Source organism: Pseudomonas arabinosi, assembly GCF_047758675.1.
Classification (GTDB): domain Bacteria; phylum Pseudomonadota; class Gammaproteobacteria; order Pseudomonadales; family Pseudomonadaceae; genus Aquipseudomonas; species Aquipseudomonas arabinosi.
In genome coordinates, this window is the sequence record NZ_CP180480.1 from 3901006 (window position 1) to 3922187 (window position 21182).

Consider the following 21182-nt stretch of genomic DNA (forward strand, 5'->3'; position numbering starts at 1 on the left):
ATCCTAGCGCCCAGAAAATCATACTAAGGATGGAAATGGCAATGAAGATGCGGAACAAGATCAACGCACCCAGTATGCTCGTTACCTCTCCAGGAGGAGGAGGCAAAACCGCTTTGATTGGCGAGATGAAGGCTAGGAATGCTACGAACGAAAACAAAATGATCTTCGTGACCATGCACCAAAGCCCTAATGGCTACTCACTCAAGGATCTTATCCTGAGCGAACTAGGTTTGGGGGTAGGGCGAAGGGCGCGGCAAGGCCATAACATTACTCCAGAACTTCAATATATCATTAGGACGGAAAATATTTGCGCCATTGTGATTGATGAGATTCACGATGCGCTGACATTGACCGAGCTTCAGCAGCGCATCAACCTTTCGCTGCTGAAGAATCTGTCAGGCTCCACCTACGGCCTCTCGGTGTTTGCTTTCGGGGTACCGGCAGCTGCGCGTGTGCTCCGTCAGGATCCTCAGCTTGAACGCCGATATCCTGTAGTGGCCCTTAACGGGTGGGAAAATGGGCCAGAGTTTCGAAACTTCGTATCTAGCTATATCCACCATTTGCCGCTGAAGAACAAAACCAACTTTCAGGATCAGATGCTGTTCCTGAAAATTATGAACAAGGGGCAGGGTATCACCGATAACGTTGTGAAGATTCTGCAAGCATCAGCTATGGCCAGCATCATTGACGGCACCGAACACATCAACCACCGCCACCTCGATAACATCGACGACATTATGGCGAGTTTCAACTACGCACTGCGTGGCGCAGAGATGCCATTAGAGGAAGAGGGGCAGTAAAGATTAGATGAAGCGAAATCTGTCATTAAGTAAAAAGCGTCAGATTGCTCGCACGGTGCTGCAAGGCCTCCACGGGTTCCAGCATCGCTGGCCTGAACGCACAGAGGTTTACCAGGCTTTGGATGGCATAGCCAAATCCGACGACGCCATTTTTGTAATGTTGCGGGGAGATGCAGGAGCAGGAATTAGCTCGATACTCGAAGAGTTTTCTTTAAAATTTCACGACGAGGTAATTGTTGTGAAACCGCGCATTTACTCATCGAGTCTTAACATGATAGGTCAGGTACTCCACGCAATCTTTCCTTTTAGCGACTTCCGCACCTACAAGCGTGTGCCTAAAAGTTTGATTGAATGCCGCCAGGCTGCCAGAAAGATTATTATCTTCGACGATCTGGATATTATTTCTAATCAAAATAGTATGGAAGAGGTGATTTTTGACCAGCTCCATCAACTTGCGCGAAGCCTTGGTTGGTATAAAATTATCATGTCTACGAGAAACAAAAGGTTGCTTCAGCGTTACTCAAAGGTCATAGGAATAACTAGCATGGTGATCCCTGTCTCTGGGATAATTCCAGCAGTCAATGTAAAGACCGTTGTTCAAGGATTCTATGATTGGTGCAATCAGCACTACGGGACTAAAGCTCAACCGCCCTGCATGTCTCGATTTAGCAAGCTCGATCAAGATATGCCGATCGACCGTATCATCGACGTGTGCGAAACCCTGTACTGCTCGGAACTCCTGAAAGCACATCTGGATTTTAACAGCAAGACGATCACTTTTACCGGCACGCCTTTGATTTATAAATTTCCTGATAATTTTTTAGATCTTCGTCACGAAATTGAACATAATGCTTTTACCTAAAGATCAATGTGTACAAAGTAACCCTCAGTATGCGCGCAGGAGCCCTCAATACTTATAAGAAATCCTCAATGGCTTAGTGGGACTTGATAGCCTAGCAACTATTGATAGTGCGGATGATAAAGCGGCTAGTTAAGCCACTCCCAAGAAAAGAGTAGCAATAGTGAGCCCAAGAATGTATGCAGTTCCGGAACCGCTAGCAGACGAAACCCTATCGTCATGGATGTGGAGAGTAAACTCAACAGCCCACATACCTATCATGTCTTATATGCGATTCAGTTCGCTGGAAGGCGAGATCATAGAGCGTGATAAAATAGGACTTCGGGGAGAGCGGTTCGCAGATCGCGACCTCTTGACTGAAAACGGATTTATTGAAACCTTCAAAAAAGAATTCAACATCTCTCAACCCTGGTTGAATAAACGATTTCCTGAATTCAGTCAACCCACCATACCGACTCAATTCAGAAGGGCGTTTTGCTCACAATGCTTTATCGAGTCTTTCCAGAAGATTGGCATTCCGGTTAGCAAGGTTCAGTGGTGTTATCTGACCAAGCCTCTCTGCGAGTTTCATGGTACTCCACTTCATGACTCGTCGATTTTCTTTATAGATCATGACGATTACACAATTCAGGCATTTGTATCCTACTGGGATGATCATCAGTTCAAGGAGGATTGCGATTTGATCCGTGGTGCTGGAGCGATGAGAAATTCCCTGGCGCTGAAGGCTCAACAGCAATTGGATAAGCTGACGAAGCGGGCATCCAAATCTGGCCATAGCTTTGGTGTGCAAATGTTCGTGCTGACCCTAATGAGGTCAATGATGATTCCCGCGTTCCATCACGGCTATCCCAAAATAGCATTCGCACATTGGGGTGGCAGCGACCCCTATGCGGGTCTCGGGATTCATGGCGATTTTTACAATGAAATCTATCGAAGTACTTGCCTGGCGCGGTTGTACGCTCTCTATTTCAGCGCGATTATTTTGGGTTGGATTACCAGTGAACAGGCATTTAAGACTCTCCGCGAAGGTTATTTTTCCCCTTGGAATACTCACATGATATGGTCAATACTGGATGATCGTCCGGGGATATTGAGATTGCTTTTTTCGGAACTTAAGCTTTATGAAACGCCATGCCTTAATCTTACTCATATGAATATACCCAAACTAACTCGGATTATTTATGATGTATAAGATTACGACAGTTTATTGGATACCGGGATGTATGTTACATCGCACCGGTAGCCGATCAAGCTATCATTTTGTCGTCGCTTTACATGTAGATGTGGTTGCATGGAAGATCTTGACTTACACGTTAGGGTTCAGGGAGGGATGTGATGGATTTTCTAAACCGACCTTGATCGACTTGAAGTACCCTAATCGTTTCTGGCTCTGGCAAGCATTTCGACGGGACTTGAAGGAGCGGACGGCTTTGGTCATCCCGCCACAGGCGGTAACCAGGCTGGATTTTGACTCCTTCGGCCCTTTCCGTGTCGTTCGGAAACTTCCAGCAGCTAAGGTAGCGCTCTTAACCAATAGCCTTATGAAGGCTTTTTACGACTTAAGCTTATGGCACATCGGTTATCTCTATAACCCTATACGAACTACTAGCGCTCAGCTGCATCGAAGAATCGATAGAGCGATTGCATGCGCGAATGGATTTGCGCCGCCGTGAGCTAATTGACCTGTTGCCTATCGACACTACAGAACGTTTTCGCTTCAATCTATATAGCCAAAACAACTATAAATTTGCGTGAGCGCTGACATCATGAAAGCAAGGTCGCGGTTTAGGGCGCATAAAAACTGCTTCGGATGTTGGATGGTTCAAATCATTACGCGCCCGTTTCGTAGCATCGTAATAGCTACATGAACCAACCTCGTGAAAAATGGGCGGCGCGCTCTGGGAGACTGGTGTTTGATTAAATCACCACTAGGACACTACGCCAGAGTTAGGAGCGTGAGCTCATTTGCTAGGGGTGAACACCTGATTATCAGCTCTTCCTCCAATACTCCCTCACCGACGTCAACGCCAGCCCCAACTGCGCCGCTGCCTGCTGCTGCGTCGCACCTTCTGCCTTAAGTGCCAATACCGCTCTCTCATTTTCTGCGTTTAGCGGCTTTCCGCGTCCGCGCTTTATGAGGTTACCGTCGGCATCGAACTGTTCGGCGAGCACCTTCATGCCACCTTCAGCTTCGAAGGCCGCCACGTCGGTCAATGCACGACCAATTACCGTCAGCGGTTGCTCACCCTGGCGTAGGGCAATGCAGAGGGTAAGCATCGCTATGGGATCGAGACCAAGGGATTGCGCCAGCTCGTCAAATTGCTCGACGGTGATGCTGGTCTGCGCGTTCTCGAGGGCACTGACTTTACGTCTGTGGGTCGCATCCGAGACGTCAGCATACCTAGCGCGCCGGACAAGACGGAGCGCCCGAAATACGGCTGCAAATGCGGTTCTCAGTTCCATGACTTTCTCAAAAGTCAGGATATAGCCATAACTGAGCTTTACGAATAAACGTCAATATAGTGTATTATCCGTTCTTCCGGGTGCACCTGCGGGCTAGATGCCTCGGTTCGAAGGTAGTAGGGCGCGAGCAAGGCTTTCTCTAGGAGCTCTAAAACCGACGTACCTGTGGGCACCCCAGATACAGTTGCTCTAGATACCTCGAGCACCGAGGTCGGGCGAGCGCAGACCGAGATCAGCCATCACCTTGGTTCGAGAAGGGTTCGGCTTCCGGTTGTGCGACCTATGAAGGGAGCGCGCACTGAACACATTAGCTGGATTGACGGAGATTTTGAGATTGAGCACAGATGAAAACGAAGGGGCCGACGAACTACTCACCGGCCCTGGCGAACCCCTCAATGGATCGATGGCCTCATACGAGATTCTCACAGGGCTCGTGCAAGCTCTCTATCCACGTAAGCCCTATTGCTTGGTTGAAGATTGGACGATTTTTCGAGCTGAGGTCACTGAAGACGAGCTCCAAAAAATTCACGGCGAAGGCCAATTACCCCTCATCGTTTATGCCCGTAACGTCGTCTTCGACAGCGAGAGAAGGTTTGACGTCGGTGATTGGGTGCGCTCCACGTTCGCAGTTTCGTTCGAAGAAGGGTTTCTGTTCGAAACAAAAAACACCACTTATGTGCTGATGGGGCCTGGCCACGAAAAGGCGGCAAGTCTCAAGACGGTTCTTTCTTTTTTCTAGTGAAATCGGTTCACGAATTGGCTGGGGCTGAGGCTGAGATGTTTGGAACAGATATTGGAGATCAAGCAGGGGACGAAGGAACGTTCGTAACACATATTGTTGATCGGGCGGGGTACGAAGGAATGTTTGGAGAAGATCATTCACATTGGTTCAAGGTCAGTCGGTTGCTTCCTACACACTGGTACCACATTGATTTAAAAATCAGAAACGAAGACCGGATGACTTCCATCATTCAAATGGCAGGTGACGAAGCTGCATTTGAGCAGATTCTCAAGGAATGTGGTTCCGATGTCGTCCTCACGCAAGTCCAAGTGGTTACTCCCGCATGGATGAACAAAACGGACGGTTGGCGCATGGAAAAGCTGGTCAGCTTGTCGACTGGTTTCGATAAAATCGGCGTGCTGGTGTGTCTGCTGGAAGTAGATAGTGGTGTTGTGTATGCGGACGTTCACAATCCTCTGTTTCGTGCCGACTCCTTGGTCGAAGTCAAAAAGATCTACTGAATCGAGATTGAGACAATGCCAAATGACACAGAGCTCGAACTCCACTCCAAACGCTTGACCGACTTTCATATTTTGCGAATTATTCGAGCGCGTAAGCATTCATACAATGAGCCCGTAACCGCTTTCTTGAGTGACGTTTTCATAAACGCAAACTCAGCGATCGGTATCGTCTATGGTCACGTTAATCAAGGCCCTCATGGGCGCTATGCAGACGAACACTTTTTGCGCACCAGCGATATCCGTCGCGTGCAAAAGGAAGGGCGGTACTGGGTGCTAACCACTCAGAATTCCCGATACGTCGTTGCCTCTTTCAAGCGAGATAATGGCAGGGCTAGTTTTAGAAGCTTTCTACGGCGAACTAAATGTAGTTTTCACTAGACGAGCTCTCACTACAGACGAGGTTCAAGAAGGCTGCCGGCCTCTAGGGGCGTCTATCGGATGATCCGCGAAATTTACGGGGGTAGAAGGTGGAATTACTCATTCGAAAAGGAGAGCAACTCAGCTTATCGTACGGCATTTTTGCGTCATACAATCGCTGCGGCCCATTCACAGCGCTTAAAGATTTCGACCTTCTTGAGACGATTGAGGTATACAAAAGTCAGACCTGTGAGGCTGCGGACGAATATTCCCTGCTGTCTGATTTTCCTGATTACCTAATCGCACGCCGGTACATAGAATTAACGCCGTGTCGAAATATTCACCTCGGCGAGTTCAATGGGTTTGATGTGAGACAGAAGGTCGATTCTGATGGATGAACGCAAAGGATGAAGCTCTTTTTGGATTGCGAGTTTTCTCAGCTCAACCAAGACACAAAGCTCATCTCACTCGCTCTGGTGGCGGAGTCCGGAGAGGAGTTCTATGTCGAGCTTTCGGATACTTACGACTTCAGTGACTGCAGTGATTTTGTCATCGAGCACGTACTCCCACAGCTCAACCCATCGCTGCATGGTCAAACCTTGTCGGGAGCTCAAGCAGCTTTAAGCGGTTTCCTTGCGTGCTTTGATGAGCCCCTCGAAATATGTACGGATGCCCCGAATTGGGACTGGGATTTTTTTTGTGACCTGGCATACGTGGATCACCGCTGGCCAGCACATGTCATTAACCGGCCGACGAACCTCATCACGCTGATCAGCAAGGTGAGCACCAACGCTCTGCAAAATGTGGAGCTCCCTGACCTGCCACATCACGCCCTATTGGACGCCCGGATCCTTGCATTGCTTTACAAGGGTTTGGCTTCAGCTTTGTACCCCAACATAGATTAGAAAATATGCGGAGGATTGGCGATGGCTCTTGATGACTACACGGTGTACTGCGATGTTCAAATGCCGGTCGCGCAGGGTCGAGAGCTACTGCACGTGGTGAATGCCTTGCGCGATTCGGGAGCTCATCCGAACCTCGATACAGTTTTTGCGCATATGCAATTTGAATTGAAGATGTCGATCGATATCGTCGAAAACCCACCAGATTGGGGCGCTGCCGAGCCTACTGAGCATTGAGAGCATAGGGCTAGGCGCTAGCGCGAAGAGGCGATTGCAGGTTGCAGGTCAGTTATCGAAAGTCGTCCTTGATGAGTGTGTGTCAACGAGGCGCGCAAACTTGTCTGCTGCCCCGGCACTAGCGGCGAGCTCTAATACAGACAGTGGAGCATTGGAATCATATGACGGATGAACTATTGCCCATTTTACGAGGGCGCTATCCAGAGCTTTTCTCCGATACCCATCTTCGGGAGATTGCATGCTTGCCGGGATGGTTAAATCTGATTGATGAACTGTGCCGCACTTTGCAAATTCACCTGGATTCTCATCCTGATGTTCCTCAAGTAAAGGTGCTCCAAGTCAAAGAAAAGTTTGGTGGGTTGCGCTTCTATTTTTCTGGCGGTGATTCGGCGTGCCGTGGAGCGGTTGCCACTGCAGAAGAACGCTCGCTCTCGACCTGCGAAGTTTGTGGGCAGACCGGGGTTCTAAGAGAAGGGCGTTGGCTGCGCGTACGATGCATCGAGCACATCCATCGGTCACCCTCTGACGACAGCAAATGAAGTGATCTGATGCAAGCCATCGACCCGATGAAACAGCAGACCGCTAATGCACCAGTTTAAGAATTCGCGAAGCACTGTTCAGGGCGGGTAATCCTTGGACATTTTCCTAGTCCCCGCACTGGTGTGCTCATCCAACCAATCAGCAGTGCTGACTTCACCTTAGACAAAGGCATCCTGAAAAACACCTAAGCGATTGCCCGTTAAAGCAAAGAGGTACGGGCTATCCAGATCGCTGGCCTCATGTCAGTCTCGTGGCACAAATTTTTTCGCTAGATCCTAGGGTCTATTGTTGATTGGCGTAGAGGCAACATGAAAAAAGTGAAGTTGGATCGTATCAACCGAGCAATCCTCGAAAATCTGCAAAGCAATGCTCGGATCAGCAATTTGGAGCTGGCCGAGAAGATTAATCTTTCCCCCAGCGCCTGCCTGCAAAGAACCAAGGCGCTGGAGGATGCCGGTTACATTCGCGCCTACATGGCGTCGATCGACATCGATGCGATCTGTATCAATGTCATGGCCTATGTCATGTTCAGCCTGCGCGATCACGCGGGGCATTTGCGTGTTCAGTTCGAACGCTTCATCGCCAAGCGTCGCGAGCTGGTCGATTGCCTGAAGGTCGATGGAGAGTTCGACTACATAGCCTTGGCCACCTGTTCGACCGTTACCGATTTCAACACGCTCTGTGAGCAGTTGCTGGATGAAAACCCCAACATCCTGAAAATCAACAGCAGCATCATTCTCGACAAAACCAAGTGGTTTGCCGGTTATCCGCTAGAGAATCTGATTTGGCGGGAATGACGGCGAGCGACCTGCATAATCTGCGGTAAATGACCGCACATCCCGCAGCAAGTGCAATGAACACGGGCTATCTCAATCTTTTGCATCGCCGTCTTTGCGGACAATGATGGTTTTATCCTGAGGGAGAGAACAGTCATGTCTGCATCTGCGTACGTCACCCTGGAAACGGCACTGGGGGCCTTTACACTCGAACTGTTTGGCCAGCAGGCACCGCTGACCACCGCGAATTTTCTGGCGTACGTGGAGAGTGGTCGCTACGACGGCACCAGCATTTTCCGCATCGTCAATCCGTCCAATCAGCAACCGGAAGACTCTGTGCGCATCAGTGTCGTGCACGGCGGCACGCGCCCCTTGGCAGCCAATAATTTACCCATGATCGAGCTCGAAAGCACTCTGCAGACCGGCTTGAGCCATCGACATGGCAGTGTTTCGTTGGGGCGTGACGAGGCCAATAGTGCCGAGGGTGATTTTTTCATTTGCATCGGCGATCAGCCGCACTTCGATCATGGCGGCGCTCGCCATCCGGATGGCCTGGGCTTTGCCGCGTTCGGGCAGGTCTGCGCGGGTATGGATGTGGTAGAGGCTATCTGGGGCCATGCTGGAGCGCAGGAATATTTGCCGCCCGAGGCTGAGATTGCCATTGTGCGAGCCTATCGTCAGCCGCGAGGTGTGTGATGGGGCGCCATGCGGATGTAAGGGCGGTAATGGCAGCGCGTCGATACGATGCATTTTTACTTCCCCGTAGCGATGCTTACCTCAACGAAGACCTGGCGCCGGCTGACGAAGCCTTGTACTGGCTGACTGGTTTCAGTGGCAGTGTAGGGCTGGCGGTTCTCACAAAAGAACGCGCGGCGCTGCTAGTCGATGGTCGCTATACCGAGCAGGCCCGCCAGGAGTGCGTTCAGTTCGAGACCTTGATGCTGGACGACAGTTATCTGTTCAGTTGGCTGCGCGGGCAGTTGCAACCCGGCGCAACCATCGCCTGCGATTCAAGGCTGCACAGCGTCGATGAGTGCGAGCGCTGGCAGGTCATGGCGACGCAATCGGGCTTCAACTGGCACGAGTCCATAGACAATCCGGTGCTTGAATGCTGGCGCAATCGCCCGGCGTCGCCGAACAGCCCAGTGCTTGCCTTGGGGCTGCAACATGCAGGTATGGCTGCGCAAGACAAGCTCGAACACCTCACTGCCAGCTTGAGCGCTTCGCAGTGCGATGCTTTGTGGCTGCCTGCACCGGATATGTTGGCGTGGACTTTAAATGTGCGGGGTCAGGATATCGGTATCGCCCCATTGCCGTTCAGCAACGCTCTGCTATACGCAGATGGTCGTCTGGATTGGTTCATTGATGCCAACCGCCTGCAACTGCCCGAAGGTTGGCTTCCCTTTACGGTGACTGTACGTCCACCCCAGTGGCTCGCCCAGACCATCTCCGAACTGCATGGCCAAAAGGTATGGGTTGATCGCCGTATGTGCACCGCCGCTGTTTATCGTCAGTTCGAGTCCGCCGGTTGTGTGTTTTATGAGGCGCCAAATCCCCTACTTCTGCAACGGGCTTGCAAGCAGCCCGCTGAGTTACATGGCAGCCGTGAAGCGCACCGTATCGATGGACTCGCTTTGTGCCGATTTCTGTATGCGTTCCACTGCCGCTGCGACCGATTTGTGGGGCAGAGCGAACTGTCGATTGTCGAATCTCTGGAGGGCTGGCGTTCTCGGCATCCCGATTACCAAGGCGTGAGTTTCGAGACCATCGCCGCCACCGGTGCCAATGGTGCTCAGCCCCATTACTTGCCCAAGCCTGGGCGGGCGGCAAAGCTCAAGCACGGTGAGCTGTTACTGATCGATTCCGGTGGCCAATACCCCCAGGGGACGACCGACGTGACCCGGGTGGTGGCTTGCGGCACGCCGACCGCACGTCAGCGTTGCCTTTACACCACCGTGCTGCGCGCCCATATCGCACTGGCTAGCTGTATGTTCCCTATAGGCACCAGTGGACAGCAGTTGGACAGCGTTGCGCGGCAGGTGATGTGGCGTGAAGGTTTGGACTACGCCCATGGTACCGGACACGGGGTTGGCAGCTATCTGCATGTGCACGAGGGGCCCCACAGAATTGCCCCCCACGCCAGCGCGGTACCACTGCAAGCGGGCATGGTGACCTCGATCGAGCCGGGTGTTTACCTATCCGGTGAGCTGGGGATCCGCATCGAGAACCTCTATGAAGTAGTTGAGGCCGAGGCGCATCCCGGGTTCCTCAAGTTCCAAGTCCTTACCATGGCGCCGTTTGCGATTGAACTGATTGACCGTGGACTGCTGAGCCAGGCCGAAGCTCAGTGGCTCGATGAGTATCATTGGACTGTTCGGGTGTCATTGGCGGCCTCTCTGGAGCCGGACGTCGCAGCATGGTTGCTGCGGCAAACGCTACCGAACAACATGCAGTTTCTTGCTGAATAACCGTTGATTGTTTTTCTTGGCCCCTGCAAAAGCGCAGTTAGATTTCAGGAGGGCTGACATCATGTTTCCAGCGTTCGCGAGCGCCTCAAAACAATTCTAATAGTCGGTTTGCCTCCCACTTCATAGTGGGAGAGCAGGCGTTGCCAGTATAGAGGCGAGCATGAACAGTTCAGAAAATGTGATTCCCGACGGGTACGATCGCAGACCTGTGCCCCAGTCCGAAACGGTCTCTGGAATCGGGTTGGCGCTTATTACCTTTGGGATTGGGATGACCTTGCCTGTGTTCTGGCTGGGTGCAGACGTAACTCAGAAAGTTGGGTTCTCGACTGCTTCGCTGATTTTCGTCGGGGTATGTGCGGTACTCGGTTTGCTGTGTGCATTGACCGCAATGGTCGGTGTGCGGACACGGCTAAGTACCTACATGATTCTGCAGTTTTCCTTCGGCCGCCATGGCGCCAAGTTGATCAACCTGACCATGGCTGTAACCTTGCTGGGGTTCTATGCTGCCACTGCGGATATCTTCGGCAGCACAGTGGCCAGCGCGTTGCAAAGTTCATGGGGCATTGTCACGCCGGCGTGGGTGCATTGCGTCTGGGGTAGCATTCTGATGACATTGATGGCCATTTATGGATTACGTGGCCTGGATCGTCTGTCGATTTATTCGGTGCCGCTTATGGCGCTGTTCATGCTGTTTGCACTGTACCTTGGCGTCCAGCGCGCAGCGCCCGGTCAACTGGGCGGGTTCTTGGGCTCAGGCGACAGCCTCGCACTGGCGATAGCCAGTACCATTGGCATGGTGATTTTGACACCGGTATTGATGCCTGATTTCACTCGTTATGCACGTACTGAAAAAGATGCCTTGATTGCCATTCTTGGAATGGCCGCAGGTTTTCCGTTTGTGCTTATCGTCGGTGGCTTGTTGTCGATCATTACCGGCCAGAGCGAAATCATGTTGATCATGGCTAGCCTCGGCGTACTGCTGCCGGCCTTGGCCGTACTCGTGTTATCCACCTGGATCACCAACACCGCGAATTTGTATTCCGCGACGCTCACGCTGGCGACCGTCAGCCGTACCGCGAGCTGGAAGCTGACAGTGGGGGGAAGCGTACTGGCAACCGGCCTGGCTGTCGGTGGGTTCATGACGCATTTCCTGGATTTTGTCATGGCCTTGAGCATCGTGATCCCGCCATTGGCGAGTATCTATGTCACGGACTTCTTTGTGGTACGTCATCAACGTTATGACATCGATGCGCTGAAACAGTCCTCCGCATTTGGCTGGCCGGCACTAATCAGTTGGGCGCTGGCCAGCGCAGTCGCCTGGATGACGTCCTTTGAAGGCTGGACGCTGACATCGCAACCCACGTTGGACTCGCTACTGGTGGCCCTCGTCGCGTACTTGGTGCTACACCGATTGATCCCTGTTTCTACGGCAGTGCCGTCGCACTCGTAAACCGATAATTCCCCAACCAATGCGTTGACCCGGGAGTTTACCCGGAGGGCGAAGCCATGACCGTTTTTAGAAAAACGAACACTGCAAGCCTGTGTTCGACGGGGATGGCTCGCTTTTTTTCTGCCAACCGCAACGCCCATAAAAAGCTTTAGAAGTTCAGGAGCAGTTTTAATGAACATCATCCGACTCATCGTGATGGCAGCGCTCGGATTCAGTTGCGCAGCCCATGCCCAAGTCTCCAGCACACTGGCTTTAACCTCTGAGTACCAGGTTCGTGGTATCGGTTATTCCGGTAACCATCCGGCATTGAGTTTGAGCCTGGACTGGGCCGGCGAGAGCGGGTTATTTGTCGGCGCCTGGGCGACAAATACCGACAGCTTCGAAAGTGGCGACCCCTATGACGATGGCGCGAACATCGAGATCGACTTTTACGGTGGCTATAACGGCCAACTGGAAAACGGATTGCGTTATGGCGTGATCGGTTACTACTACACGTTCCCTTCGACCAACTACAACATCAACTATCCGGAGATTGGATTCAGTCTCGGTTACGGCAACCTGAACACGTATCTCTACTATTCCAATGACATGATCAGCACGTCTCAGTCGTCACAGTATGTGGCGGCCGACTACACCTTCAATCTGCCGTTGGAAGTCGATCTGACTTTCTTGGCTGGTCACTCTTTTGGCGAGTACTTTCGCCAGACAGAAATGACGGGCGCCCATGAATACTCTAACTGGGAAGTAGCACTCAAACGCAGCTTCGGCCCGGTCAATACAAAACTGAGCTGGGTCGACACCGACTTGTCGGGTCGCTTCTACAACAGTGGCGAGTACCTGCGTAATGACGGCCGCCTGATCTTCACCGTTTCCCACACTTTTTGAAATAACAGCCGGCGGCCCTGCGCCTGGCCGGCTTTTGCGTGACTGCAGGAGGACTTATGACAATCCGTGTGGCTACCGATATCGGTGGCACTTTTACTGACTTGGTTTATCTGGAAAACGGCGTGATCAACGCGGTCAAGGCCGACACCACACCTCCGAACTTTGAACAGGGACTGCTCAATGCGGTCGCCAAAAGTGGCGTCAGTTACGCCGATATCGAATTTTTCGCCCATGGCTCGACTGTGGTGATCAACACCCTGACCGAACGCAAGGGTGTCAAAACCGCCTTGCTGACCACCCGTGGATTTCGCGATGTGCTGGAGATTGCCAGAGGCAATACGCCGGATATTTTCAATACCTACTACCGCAAGCCGCCGCCTTTCGTGCCCCGTCATCTGCGTCTGGAAATCTGTGAGCGATTGAATTATCGCGGTGAAGTCGTCACCCCCCTGAACCTTGAAGCCCTACCAGCCATCCTCGGCACCTTGCGGGGGGAGGGCGTGGAAGCGATCGCGATCTGCCTGCTACATGCCTATTGCAACCCCGTGCATGAACAGCAATTGATGGCTGCCGTGAGCGAGTTGTGGCCGCAAGTGGCGGTCATCGCTTCGCATCAGGTCAGCCGTGCGCTGCGTGAATATGAACGCACCAGTACCACGGTGTTGTCGGCTTATGTGATGCCTGCTACGCGAGACTATCTGGATAATCTGTCCACACACCTGACAGATAAAGGGCTGCGATCGGCACCCTTCATCATGAAGTCCAACGGCGGCATTTCCCCGGTCAATGCGGCCAAGCAAGATCCGATCAGCCTGGTGGAGTCCGGGCCGGTCGGTGGCATTCTCGGGGCGCAGGCCTACGGCCAGTTGATTGGGGAAAACCAGTTGCTGGCGCTGGATATCGGCGGCACAACGGCCAAGTGCTCCTTGATCCATGACGGCAAGGTGGAAATCAGCAACGATTACGTGATCGAGAAGACCGCGATCAGTGCAGGATATCCGATCATGACACCTGTCGTGGACATCGTTGAAATCGGCAATGGCGGTGGCAGTCTGGCGTGGGTCGACGCGGCGGGTAGCTTGCGTGTAGGCCCGCAAAGTGCAGGCTCCACACCGGGGCCAGTCGCTTATGGTCGAGGCGGTATGGCACCGACGACCACCGATGCCAACCTCTTTACGGGCCGGATCAATCCGGATGACTTCGCCGGTGGCGAAATCAAACCGGATGTCGAAGGGGTGCAAAGTGCTTTTACAAAACTCGGAGAGCAGATTGGCGTATCCGCCAAACTGCTGGCCCATGGCGTATTGCAAATTGCCAATGCCAACATGGTCAATGCGCTCAAGTTGATTTCGGTCAACCGTGGTCATGATCCTCGAGACTTCGCGCTTATGGCCTTCGGCGGTGGCGGGGCATTGCATGCCGCTGCCCTGGCTGCAGAACTCGGTATTCCGAAAGTCATCATTCCGCCGTTTGCCGGTGTCTTTTCGGCGTGGGGCATGTTGATGCTCGATTCCCGCCGCGATTACATACAGACGCACCTGCAACTGCTCGATGACGAAGGGCTGCATGGCTTGACCAGGGCTTTTGCCAGTCTTCAGGCCACTGCCGAAGCACAATTTGCCGACGACGGTATGCCGCCCGAAAAGCTCCGTTTCGAATGGCACATCGATGCGCGTTATACCGGCCAGGAACACACCGTGAAAGTAGCGCTTGAAGAGCTGCAGTTGCTGTCAATACTCGAGCGCTTTCACGCGCAGCATGAACAGGCCTACACCTTCCGGCTGGAGTTACCGATCGAGGTCGTCAACCTCCATTTGGTGGCATTTGGCGAAGTACCCAAATCGCCCATGGCGCCCATAGGCGTGAGTACTTCGACTACAGCCGAAGTTGCATTGAGTGGTCGGCGCTGGGTTGAGTTCGAGCCTGAACAACCTATCAAGACGCCCCTGTACCAACGCTCTGCGCTGCTCAGCGGTATGCGGATCGATGGCCCGGCGATCATCGAAGAGGCGACCACCACGACAGTCGTTCGCCCAGCCGATCGGCTTGAAGTCGACAAGTACGGTGGCCTTCATATCCATATCAACGTGCAGGAGGTTTCGGCATGAGCAACGCCAATCCATTTACCCGCGAAATTATCAAAAACGCCTTGGTTGCTATTGGCGAAGAGATGTTCATTGCCCTCAAACGCACTAGCATGAGCCCGATCATCTATGAGGCACTGGATTACGGCATTGGCCTTACTGATGCGACAGGACAGTTGATATCCCAGGGCAACGGCATTCCTGGCTTCATCGGCACGCTCGATGGCGCCGTACGCAGCGTGATGGAGAAATTCCCGCTGACCGATATTTTGCCGGGCGACATGTTCATAACCAACGACCCATACGGCGGCGGTGGCACACATCTTTCGGATGTCTCGATGATCATGCCGGTTTTCCATAACGAGCGCCTGATCGCCTGGACGGCCAACAAGGCTCACTGGACGGAGGTGGGTGGCAAGGATCCTGGCAGCTTCAGTTCCGATGCCTCAGAGATTTACCAGGAAGGTCTGCAGTTTCCTACCGTACGCATCTATGACCGTGGTCGGATCAATCAGGCTGTAGTGGACATCATTGCTGCCAACGTCCGCCTGCCAGACATGACGCTGGGTGATCTGCATGCCTGCGCAGCTGCCTTGCGCGTGGGGGAGCGGCGGCTGTTGTCGATCGTGGCCAAGTATGGCGAAGAAACCACCCTTGATGCCATCGAGCGGTTGCTCGAGCACGGCGAGGCGATGACGCTGGCGGCGTTTGCAGGCCTGCCCAAGGGCGTTTTTTATGCCGAGGACGTCATCGACGAAGACGGCCTAGGCAACGGGCCGTTCACGGTGAAAGTCAAAGTCGAGATCAGTGAAGGTCGCTTCGTGGCTGATTTCACTGGCTCAAGCCTGCAAGCGCAAGGGCCGATCAACAATACCTTGTGCGGTCTGCAGTCAGCGGTACGCGAAGTGTTCATGGGCGTTGTGCGACCTGGTATTGCGGCCAATGCCGGGTGTTTCCGCCCAATTGAAGTGATCTGTCCACCTGGCACCATCTGCACGGCTCAGCGTCCGGCGCCGGTGTCTGCTTACTTCGAGTCAATGGTAGCGGCAGCCGATGTGATACGTCGCGCATTGGCTCAAGTGCTGCCGGATCGCTTGATCGCAGGGCAACTCGGTTCCGTATGCTCAATGGTGTTGAACGGGCGCAACTCCATTACCAACGATGAGTACCTTATGGTTCAGCCGTTGGTTGGTGGTTGGGGCGCCGGGTATGACAAGGACGGAGAGAGCGGTCAGTTCTGTGTGGGCAATGGTGAAACCAGCAATATTCCGGTCGAGTTGACCGAGCGTTGTTATGAGGTGTTGGTCGAGCGCTATGGTTTTCATCATGAAGAGGGTGGCGCAGGGCGTCACTGTGGTGGAAGAGGGGTAATGCTCGATTATCGGATCCTGTCGCCCAAGGCTTGGGTGTCGACATTCTTCGGGCGAGGCATCACCCCACCGTGGGGCATTGACGCGGGTCATGACGGCTCGTGCAACTACGCCGAAGTCATTCGCGCACAGGGGCCAACCGAACGCTTCAGTCGAGCCAATCGTGTAGAGCTTGAAAAAGGCGATTTGCTGCGTCTGGTCACGGCAAACGGCGGTGGTTGGGGGCCGACAAAAGCGCGGAGCCTGGAGGCTATTCAGGACGATATCAAAAACGACTACATCTCGGCTGAACAAGCTCGGCGCTACTACCCCGAGCAGATGTCACGGATTTAACTCAACGGCAACGTTTGATTGCCAAGGCTGGTAACGAGACACATGCCAGCAGTACCTGCCAGGGACGGCTTGGCTTCGATTGTTTTTATCGAGGACGAATGATGTTTTCTCATCGAAAGGTCGATGCTCTTTCCAAGCAATTGAGTGACGTTTTATCAAAACTTGCCGCCGGGCAGCAGGCGGATATCCCCGGCGACGATGTAATCCATTGCTATCCGGAGTTGTTGGCGAGCCTGATGCACTTTCGCCATGCATGGATTGATTTACAGCACAAAGCCCATTGCCATGAGGTTACCCGTTCAGTCATAGGACAGGTCGAGGCTTTAAAAAAACAACTGCAAGAAAAAGAAGGCGAGATTGCAGCCCTGCATCTGGGCCTGGATCAGTCAGGGCTATTGATCGAAGAAAGCAAATCTCGGCAGGAAGTACATGAGCTTGAGAAGCTGGTGTGGAATGCAGTCAACGACACGTTGACCGAAGGCTATTGGGAGCTAATGGTCGTTGGCGGGGACGTCTACAACAACGCAAACACCTTGTGCTGGTCGAAGCAGTTCAGAAAGTTGATCGATTATTCCGAGTCAGAGTTGGCAGCCTCTTGGGGTAATTATGAGCGCCTGATCAATGCCGATGATCTTGATGCCGTGCTGCGGGTTGTCGATACCTACCTCCAATCTGGAGATAGCAGCAACTGCTACGTTGTTGAGTATCGAATGCAGCACAGGACTAAAGGAGACATCTGGTTCCGTGAGAGAGGCAGGGTCGTGCGGGATCACAATGGAAAAACTTGTCGAATGATCGGTGCTGTACGAGACATATCTGACGAAAAGCTGGCTGCCGCCATCCATGAAAGAGAGATCGCCCGTATACAGGCAACTTACGGTCAGATTTCTCAAGTTGTGAGTGTTATAAAAACCATTGCCGATCAGACGAATATGCTCGCACTGAATGCTGCAATTGAAGCCGCTCGGGCTGGCGTCGTTGGACGAGGCTTTTCCGTTGTGGCAGACGAAGTGAAAAAACTAGCCAAGCGAACGAGTGTGGCTACGCAACAAATTCAGGAGATGCTCACTACGTGTTGAGCTTCAATTGCGGGCCTGGTGTGGGTGAAGGTTAAACCGAAAAGTCCCTGGTTTCGTAGTCAAGTCAACCAACTTCAAAATGGCCACACTACATGCACCCGTTACGACAACGCCTGCACAACGAACTACACGCGCGCCCGTCTCTGTACTTCGATGAGCCGGCCCATGTGTTTCATCTGGCCTTCCTCGGCAGCGATCAGGAGTGCTATGCATTCCTTGAAAACTGCTGCCCTGGCCCCCTCGATCTGAATGCCGCCCAAGGCATTACCCAACTCGATGGCCATGCACTGAAATGGGAACGCCATGCCGAGTTTTTCACCTTGACCCTGGTGGTCACCTCATCAGGTGATGACTTGTCCTGGACATCACTACCTGAAGTGCTGGCGCAGAAGGTTGAAGCGCATTTGCCGCAGCTGATCAACTCGGTGCAGATCGTAGTGCGTGGCGAAGCCCACTTGGATCTGTCCCGTTATGGTTTCAAGGATCCGAGCGGTTCTTGCGTGGGTGGTGGCGACGCAATGGTCTGGAGTGACTTTCGCCTTAGCGAGGATGGCAACAACCATATGTTATTCATCAACCGACGCCTGAATGCCTACCGCCAGGGACGGATGATACGCCGCCTGCTCGAAATCGAGACCTACAGGATGATGGCTTCATTGTCGTTGACCATGGCCAAAGACTTGAGCGTGCAACTCGATGTTTTTGACAAGACTCTTGTTACTCTTTCCGAACGGAACGCCGACCCAAAAGGCAGTAATGCGAAGACCCTGCTTGCAGATATTTCCAGCCTTTCTGCCCAAGTGGTGAGCAGCTCTGCGAAGACCCGGCACCGCTTCAGTGCTACGCAAGCCTATTCCCAATTGGTGTTCGAACGTTTGGGCGAGCTCCGAGAAAGTCACGTAGGTGATTGCCAACGTTTGGGCGTATTTATCGAGCGACGCTTCAAACCTACCGTCAGGTACTGCACCGCTACCGAACAGCGTCTAGAGCACTTGGCCAAAAGTGTGGCCAACCTTGGCGAGTTGTTACAAGCCCGAGTTCAGGTAGAAATGGAGGAGCAAAATTCGGAAATTCTGAAAAGCCTGAATGCTCGCGCCGATGCTCAAATCAAGATCCAGCGCGCGGTGGAGGGGCTGTCGATTATTGCCATTACCTACTACCTGCTCAGTGTGTTCAAACTGGGTTATTCAGGTCTGCACCTGCTAGGCGTTGGGATCGCCCCCCGAGAGGCCATGCTGGTATTGGCCCCGCTCGCGATCGGTATTCTCGCGTTGATCGTCCTCCGTATCAAGAAAGTGAAAGAGCATTAATACGGTGATCTGACTAATTTTATGCATTAAGGTCGTGGTGTTAAACGCTGGGAGTGCACACCCAACATTGAAGTCGTTGAACGACTGCTTGCAGATACAGATTCAATGAGCCGGACGGAAGCCGCTGGCAGGTTGAACGCAATTTCGTAGCTGCCGGTGGCCCCCCGAAACCGATGATGACTCAGCCCGCCCAGCCTCTTTGCCAGCCTCCGGCATGGGCTACCAGCAAATCCATCGGTCGAAATTCCCCCTGCGCGAGATTGACCGCAAGCGCGCTTCGACGTTAACTGTATGTATATACAGTTTCGATCAAGGCATGCATCATGAGCGTCACCATTCTCGGCCCCCTAGCAAAAGGGGGAGTCCAGCTTCCGTTTTACTCGTTCAAAGTACCAGCCGGTTTCCCATCCCCTGCGGCTGATCACCTTGAACAACACATCTCCATCGACGAAATCCTGGATATCCGAGCACCGCATATTTACCTAGTGCGCATCGAAGGCCGCAGCATGGAAGGCGCTGGGATCTTCGATGGCGATATGGCTGTGGTTGATCGCTCGATCACCGCTGAACACGGCCACATCGTGATTGCGGCAGTGAACTGCGAGCCGGTGTGCAAGCGCCTGTGCAAGCGAGGTTCCGACATCATCTTAATGTCTGAGAATGCAGGTTACCCGCCGCGATACATCCTCGAAGGTGATGAACTGATCATCTGGGGTGTGGTGACATTCAGCGTACGTGCCCATGATCCAAAAGCCTGAGCCCGTCTTCGCTCTCATCGATTGCAATAGCTTCTATGCAAGCTGTGAACGAGTCTTCCGTCCCGACCTGGCGAAGACACCCATTGTGGTGCTCTCGAACAACGACGGTTGTGTGATCGCCCGCAGCGCGGACAGCAAACCATTCATAAAAATGGGCGATCCGTACTTCCAGATCAAACACAAACTCAAGCAGCACGGGATCGTGGCCTTCTCATCCAATTACGCACTTTACGGCGATATGAGCGAGCGTGTGATGAGCGTGATCGAATCCCTCGTGCCCGCAGTTGAGGTCTACAGCATCGATGAGGCCTTCGCAGATTTGGCGGGAGTGCCCGGTGATCTGGAGGCTCTCGGACGCCGAATACGTGCGCAGGTGTATCGGAGTACCGGCATCCCAGTTGGAGTAGGTGTTGCTGGTACGAAAACGCTCAGCAAACTCGCCAATCACGCGGCGAAGAAATGGCAGGCGCAGAGCGGTGGTGTCGTCGATCTTCGTGACCAAACCAAGCGGGATTGGGTACTGAAGAAATGCTCGGTGTCAGACGTGTGGGGCGTCGGACGCAAGATGACTCTTCACCTGGACGGCATGGGCATCAAGTCCGCCTGGGATCTCTCCAAAGCTGATGCTTGGATGCTTCGTAAGAAATTTAGCGTGGTAATCGAGAAGACGGCCCGTGAGTTGGCGGGTACGCCGTGCCTGGAGCTTGATGAGCCTGATCCGCCCAAGCAGGAAATCTGCTGCAGCCGGATGTTCGGAAAGCGGTTATCCGAAATTGCTCCAATCAAAGAAGCTGTTGCCACCTACATGCAGCGTGCTACGGAGAAACTCCGGGCACAGAAATCGCTGTGTAAGAAAGTCCGGGTGAGCATTCGCACCGGGATGTTCAATCCTGAGGAAGCAAAATATGCCAATGGCGTGCTGGTTGAACTGCCTTACCCAACCGACGATGTGCGATTGATGACCAAGGCTGCCGTAGAGGCGGTGGATAGGATCTTTCGACCAGGTTTCAAATACAGCAAGGCTGAGGTTCTCCTTGTCAGCCTCTGTCAGAAGGGTGAATACACCGATGACCTTTTCTCTGTTTCTCAACCCGAAGCTACCGAAAAAGTAATGAGCGTGTTGGATGCAATAAATGGGAGGTGGGGCAGGGGGACATTGCGTGTTGCCAGTGTGCCAACGGATCCAGACTGGGGAATGCGTCGGGATTTGATGAGTCAGAGCTTCACGACTCGTGTTGATCAGCTTTGGACTGTCTATTGTCGATAGCT

At 53.0% G+C, this 21182-nt stretch carries 19 protein-coding genes and 2 pseudogenes; 20 read left to right on the forward strand and 1 reads right to left on the reverse strand.

Annotation, left to right across the window (positions count from 1 at the left end; translation table 11 throughout):
* Positions 1–29 precede the first annotated feature (29 nt).
* The 3 genes from ACMXYJ_RS18165 (at position 30) to ACMXYJ_RS18175 (ending at position 2851) form a co-directional block, all read left to right on the forward strand.
* Entirely contained in the window at positions 30–800 is a 771-nt protein-coding gene (locus ACMXYJ_RS18165; RefSeq protein WP_256666195.1) for a TniB family NTP-binding protein, read from the forward strand.
* Between the two features lie 7 nt (positions 801–807).
* On the forward strand, positions 808–1662 hold the full coding sequence (locus ACMXYJ_RS18170; protein WP_415756286.1) for a hypothetical protein: 855 nt from the start codon (positions 808–810) through the stop codon (positions 1660–1662).
* Positions 1663–1834: 172 nt separating this feature from the next.
* On the forward strand, positions 1835–2851 hold the full coding sequence (locus ACMXYJ_RS18175) for a hypothetical protein (protein WP_415756287.1): 1017 nt from the start codon (positions 1835–1837) through the stop codon (positions 2849–2851).
* Positions 2852–3648: 797 nt separating this feature from the next.
* On the opposite strand, the gene ACMXYJ_RS18180 is transcribed toward ACMXYJ_RS18175, so the two are convergent.
* Positions 3649–4122 carry an XRE family transcriptional regulator gene (locus ACMXYJ_RS18180; protein WP_415756288.1) on the reverse strand — a complete coding sequence of 158 codons (474 nt, stop codon included), beginning with the start codon at positions 4120–4122 and terminating at the stop codon, positions 3649–3651.
* A gap of 334 nt (positions 4123–4456) precedes the next feature.
* Between ACMXYJ_RS18180 and ACMXYJ_RS18185 the strand changes: the two genes are divergently transcribed.
* The 17 genes and pseudogenes from ACMXYJ_RS18185 to umuC all read left to right on the forward strand — a co-directional run bounded on the left by ACMXYJ_RS18185 (position 4457) and on the right by umuC (position 21180).
* Positions 4457–4861, forward strand: coding sequence for a DUF6957 family protein (locus ACMXYJ_RS18185; RefSeq protein WP_415756289.1), 405 nt, complete (start codon positions 4457–4459; stop codon positions 4859–4861).
* 38 nt (positions 4862–4899) lie between these two features.
* A complete protein-coding gene (locus tag ACMXYJ_RS18190; protein ID WP_415756290.1) occupies positions 4900–5364 on the forward strand; it encodes a hypothetical protein in 465 nt (154 codons plus the stop codon).
* A gap of 764 nt (positions 5365–6128) precedes the next feature.
* On the forward strand, positions 6129–6626 hold the full coding sequence (locus ACMXYJ_RS18195; RefSeq protein WP_415756291.1) for a hypothetical protein: 498 nt from the start codon (positions 6129–6131) through the stop codon (positions 6624–6626).
* Between the two features lie 21 nt (positions 6627–6647).
* Positions 6648–6860, forward strand: coding sequence for a hypothetical protein (locus tag ACMXYJ_RS18200; RefSeq protein WP_415756292.1), 213 nt, complete (start codon positions 6648–6650; stop codon positions 6858–6860).
* Between the two features lie 161 nt (positions 6861–7021).
* Positions 7022–7399 (forward strand): hypothetical protein, encoded by a 378-nt coding sequence (locus tag ACMXYJ_RS18205; protein WP_415756293.1) that lies wholly within the window; start codon positions 7022–7024, stop codon positions 7397–7399.
* Between the two features lie 309 nt (positions 7400–7708).
* The gene (locus ACMXYJ_RS18210) at positions 7709–8197 is read left to right on the forward strand and encodes an Lrp/AsnC family transcriptional regulator (RefSeq protein WP_193076621.1); all 489 of its coding nucleotides are present in this window, start codon (positions 7709–7711) and stop codon (positions 8195–8197) included.
* Positions 8198–8332: 135 nt separating this feature from the next.
* Positions 8333–8872 (forward strand): peptidylprolyl isomerase, encoded by a 540-nt coding sequence (locus ACMXYJ_RS18215; protein WP_415756294.1) that lies wholly within the window; start codon positions 8333–8335, stop codon positions 8870–8872.
* A 29-nt stretch (positions 8873–8901) separates the two neighbouring features.
* Positions 8902–10644, forward strand: coding sequence for an aminopeptidase P family protein (locus ACMXYJ_RS18220; RefSeq protein WP_415756295.1), 1743 nt, complete (start codon positions 8902–8904; stop codon positions 10642–10644).
* A 160-nt stretch (positions 10645–10804) separates the two neighbouring features.
* Positions 10805–12094, forward strand: a complete 1290-nt coding sequence (locus tag ACMXYJ_RS18225) for a purine-cytosine permease family protein (protein ID WP_415756296.1) — start codon at positions 10805–10807, stop codon at positions 12092–12094.
* Between the two features lie 171 nt (positions 12095–12265).
* Positions 12266–12979, forward strand: a complete 714-nt coding sequence (locus tag ACMXYJ_RS18230; protein WP_415756297.1) for a TorF family putative porin — start codon at positions 12266–12268, stop codon at positions 12977–12979.
* Positions 12980–13035: 56 nt separating this feature from the next.
* A complete protein-coding gene (locus ACMXYJ_RS18235; protein ID WP_415756298.1) occupies positions 13036–15087 on the forward strand; it encodes a hydantoinase/oxoprolinase family protein in 2052 nt (683 codons plus the stop codon).
* Positions 15084–16766, forward strand: a complete 1683-nt coding sequence (locus ACMXYJ_RS18240) for a hydantoinase B/oxoprolinase family protein (protein ID WP_415756299.1) — start codon at positions 15084–15086, stop codon at positions 16764–16766. Before ACMXYJ_RS18235 ends, ACMXYJ_RS18240 begins: the two co-directional genes overlap by 4 nt.
* Positions 16767–17260: 494 nt before the next feature.
* Positions 17261–17539 (forward strand): annotated as a pseudogene (locus ACMXYJ_RS18245) (PAS domain-containing protein); the annotation flags it as partial.
* Between the two features lie 108 nt (positions 17540–17647).
* A pseudogene (locus ACMXYJ_RS18250) lies at positions 17648–17833 on the forward strand (methyl-accepting chemotaxis protein); the annotation flags it as partial.
* Positions 17834–17937: 104 nt separating this feature from the next.
* Positions 17938–19155 carry a DUF3422 domain-containing protein gene (locus ACMXYJ_RS18255; protein ID WP_415756300.1) on the forward strand — a complete coding sequence of 406 codons (1218 nt, stop codon included), beginning with the start codon at positions 17938–17940 and terminating at the stop codon, positions 19153–19155.
* Between the two features lie 323 nt (positions 19156–19478).
* Positions 19479–19913 carry a LexA family protein gene (locus tag ACMXYJ_RS18260; RefSeq protein WP_415756301.1) on the forward strand — a complete coding sequence of 145 codons (435 nt, stop codon included), beginning with the start codon at positions 19479–19481 and terminating at the stop codon, positions 19911–19913.
* Positions 19900–21180: a translesion error-prone DNA polymerase V subunit UmuC gene (gene umuC / locus ACMXYJ_RS18265; RefSeq protein ID WP_415760752.1), complete on the forward strand. Its 1281-nt coding sequence runs from the start codon at positions 19900–19902 to the stop codon at positions 21178–21180. Before ACMXYJ_RS18260 ends, umuC begins: the two co-directional genes overlap by 14 nt.
* Positions 21181–21182: the final 2 nt, after the last annotated feature.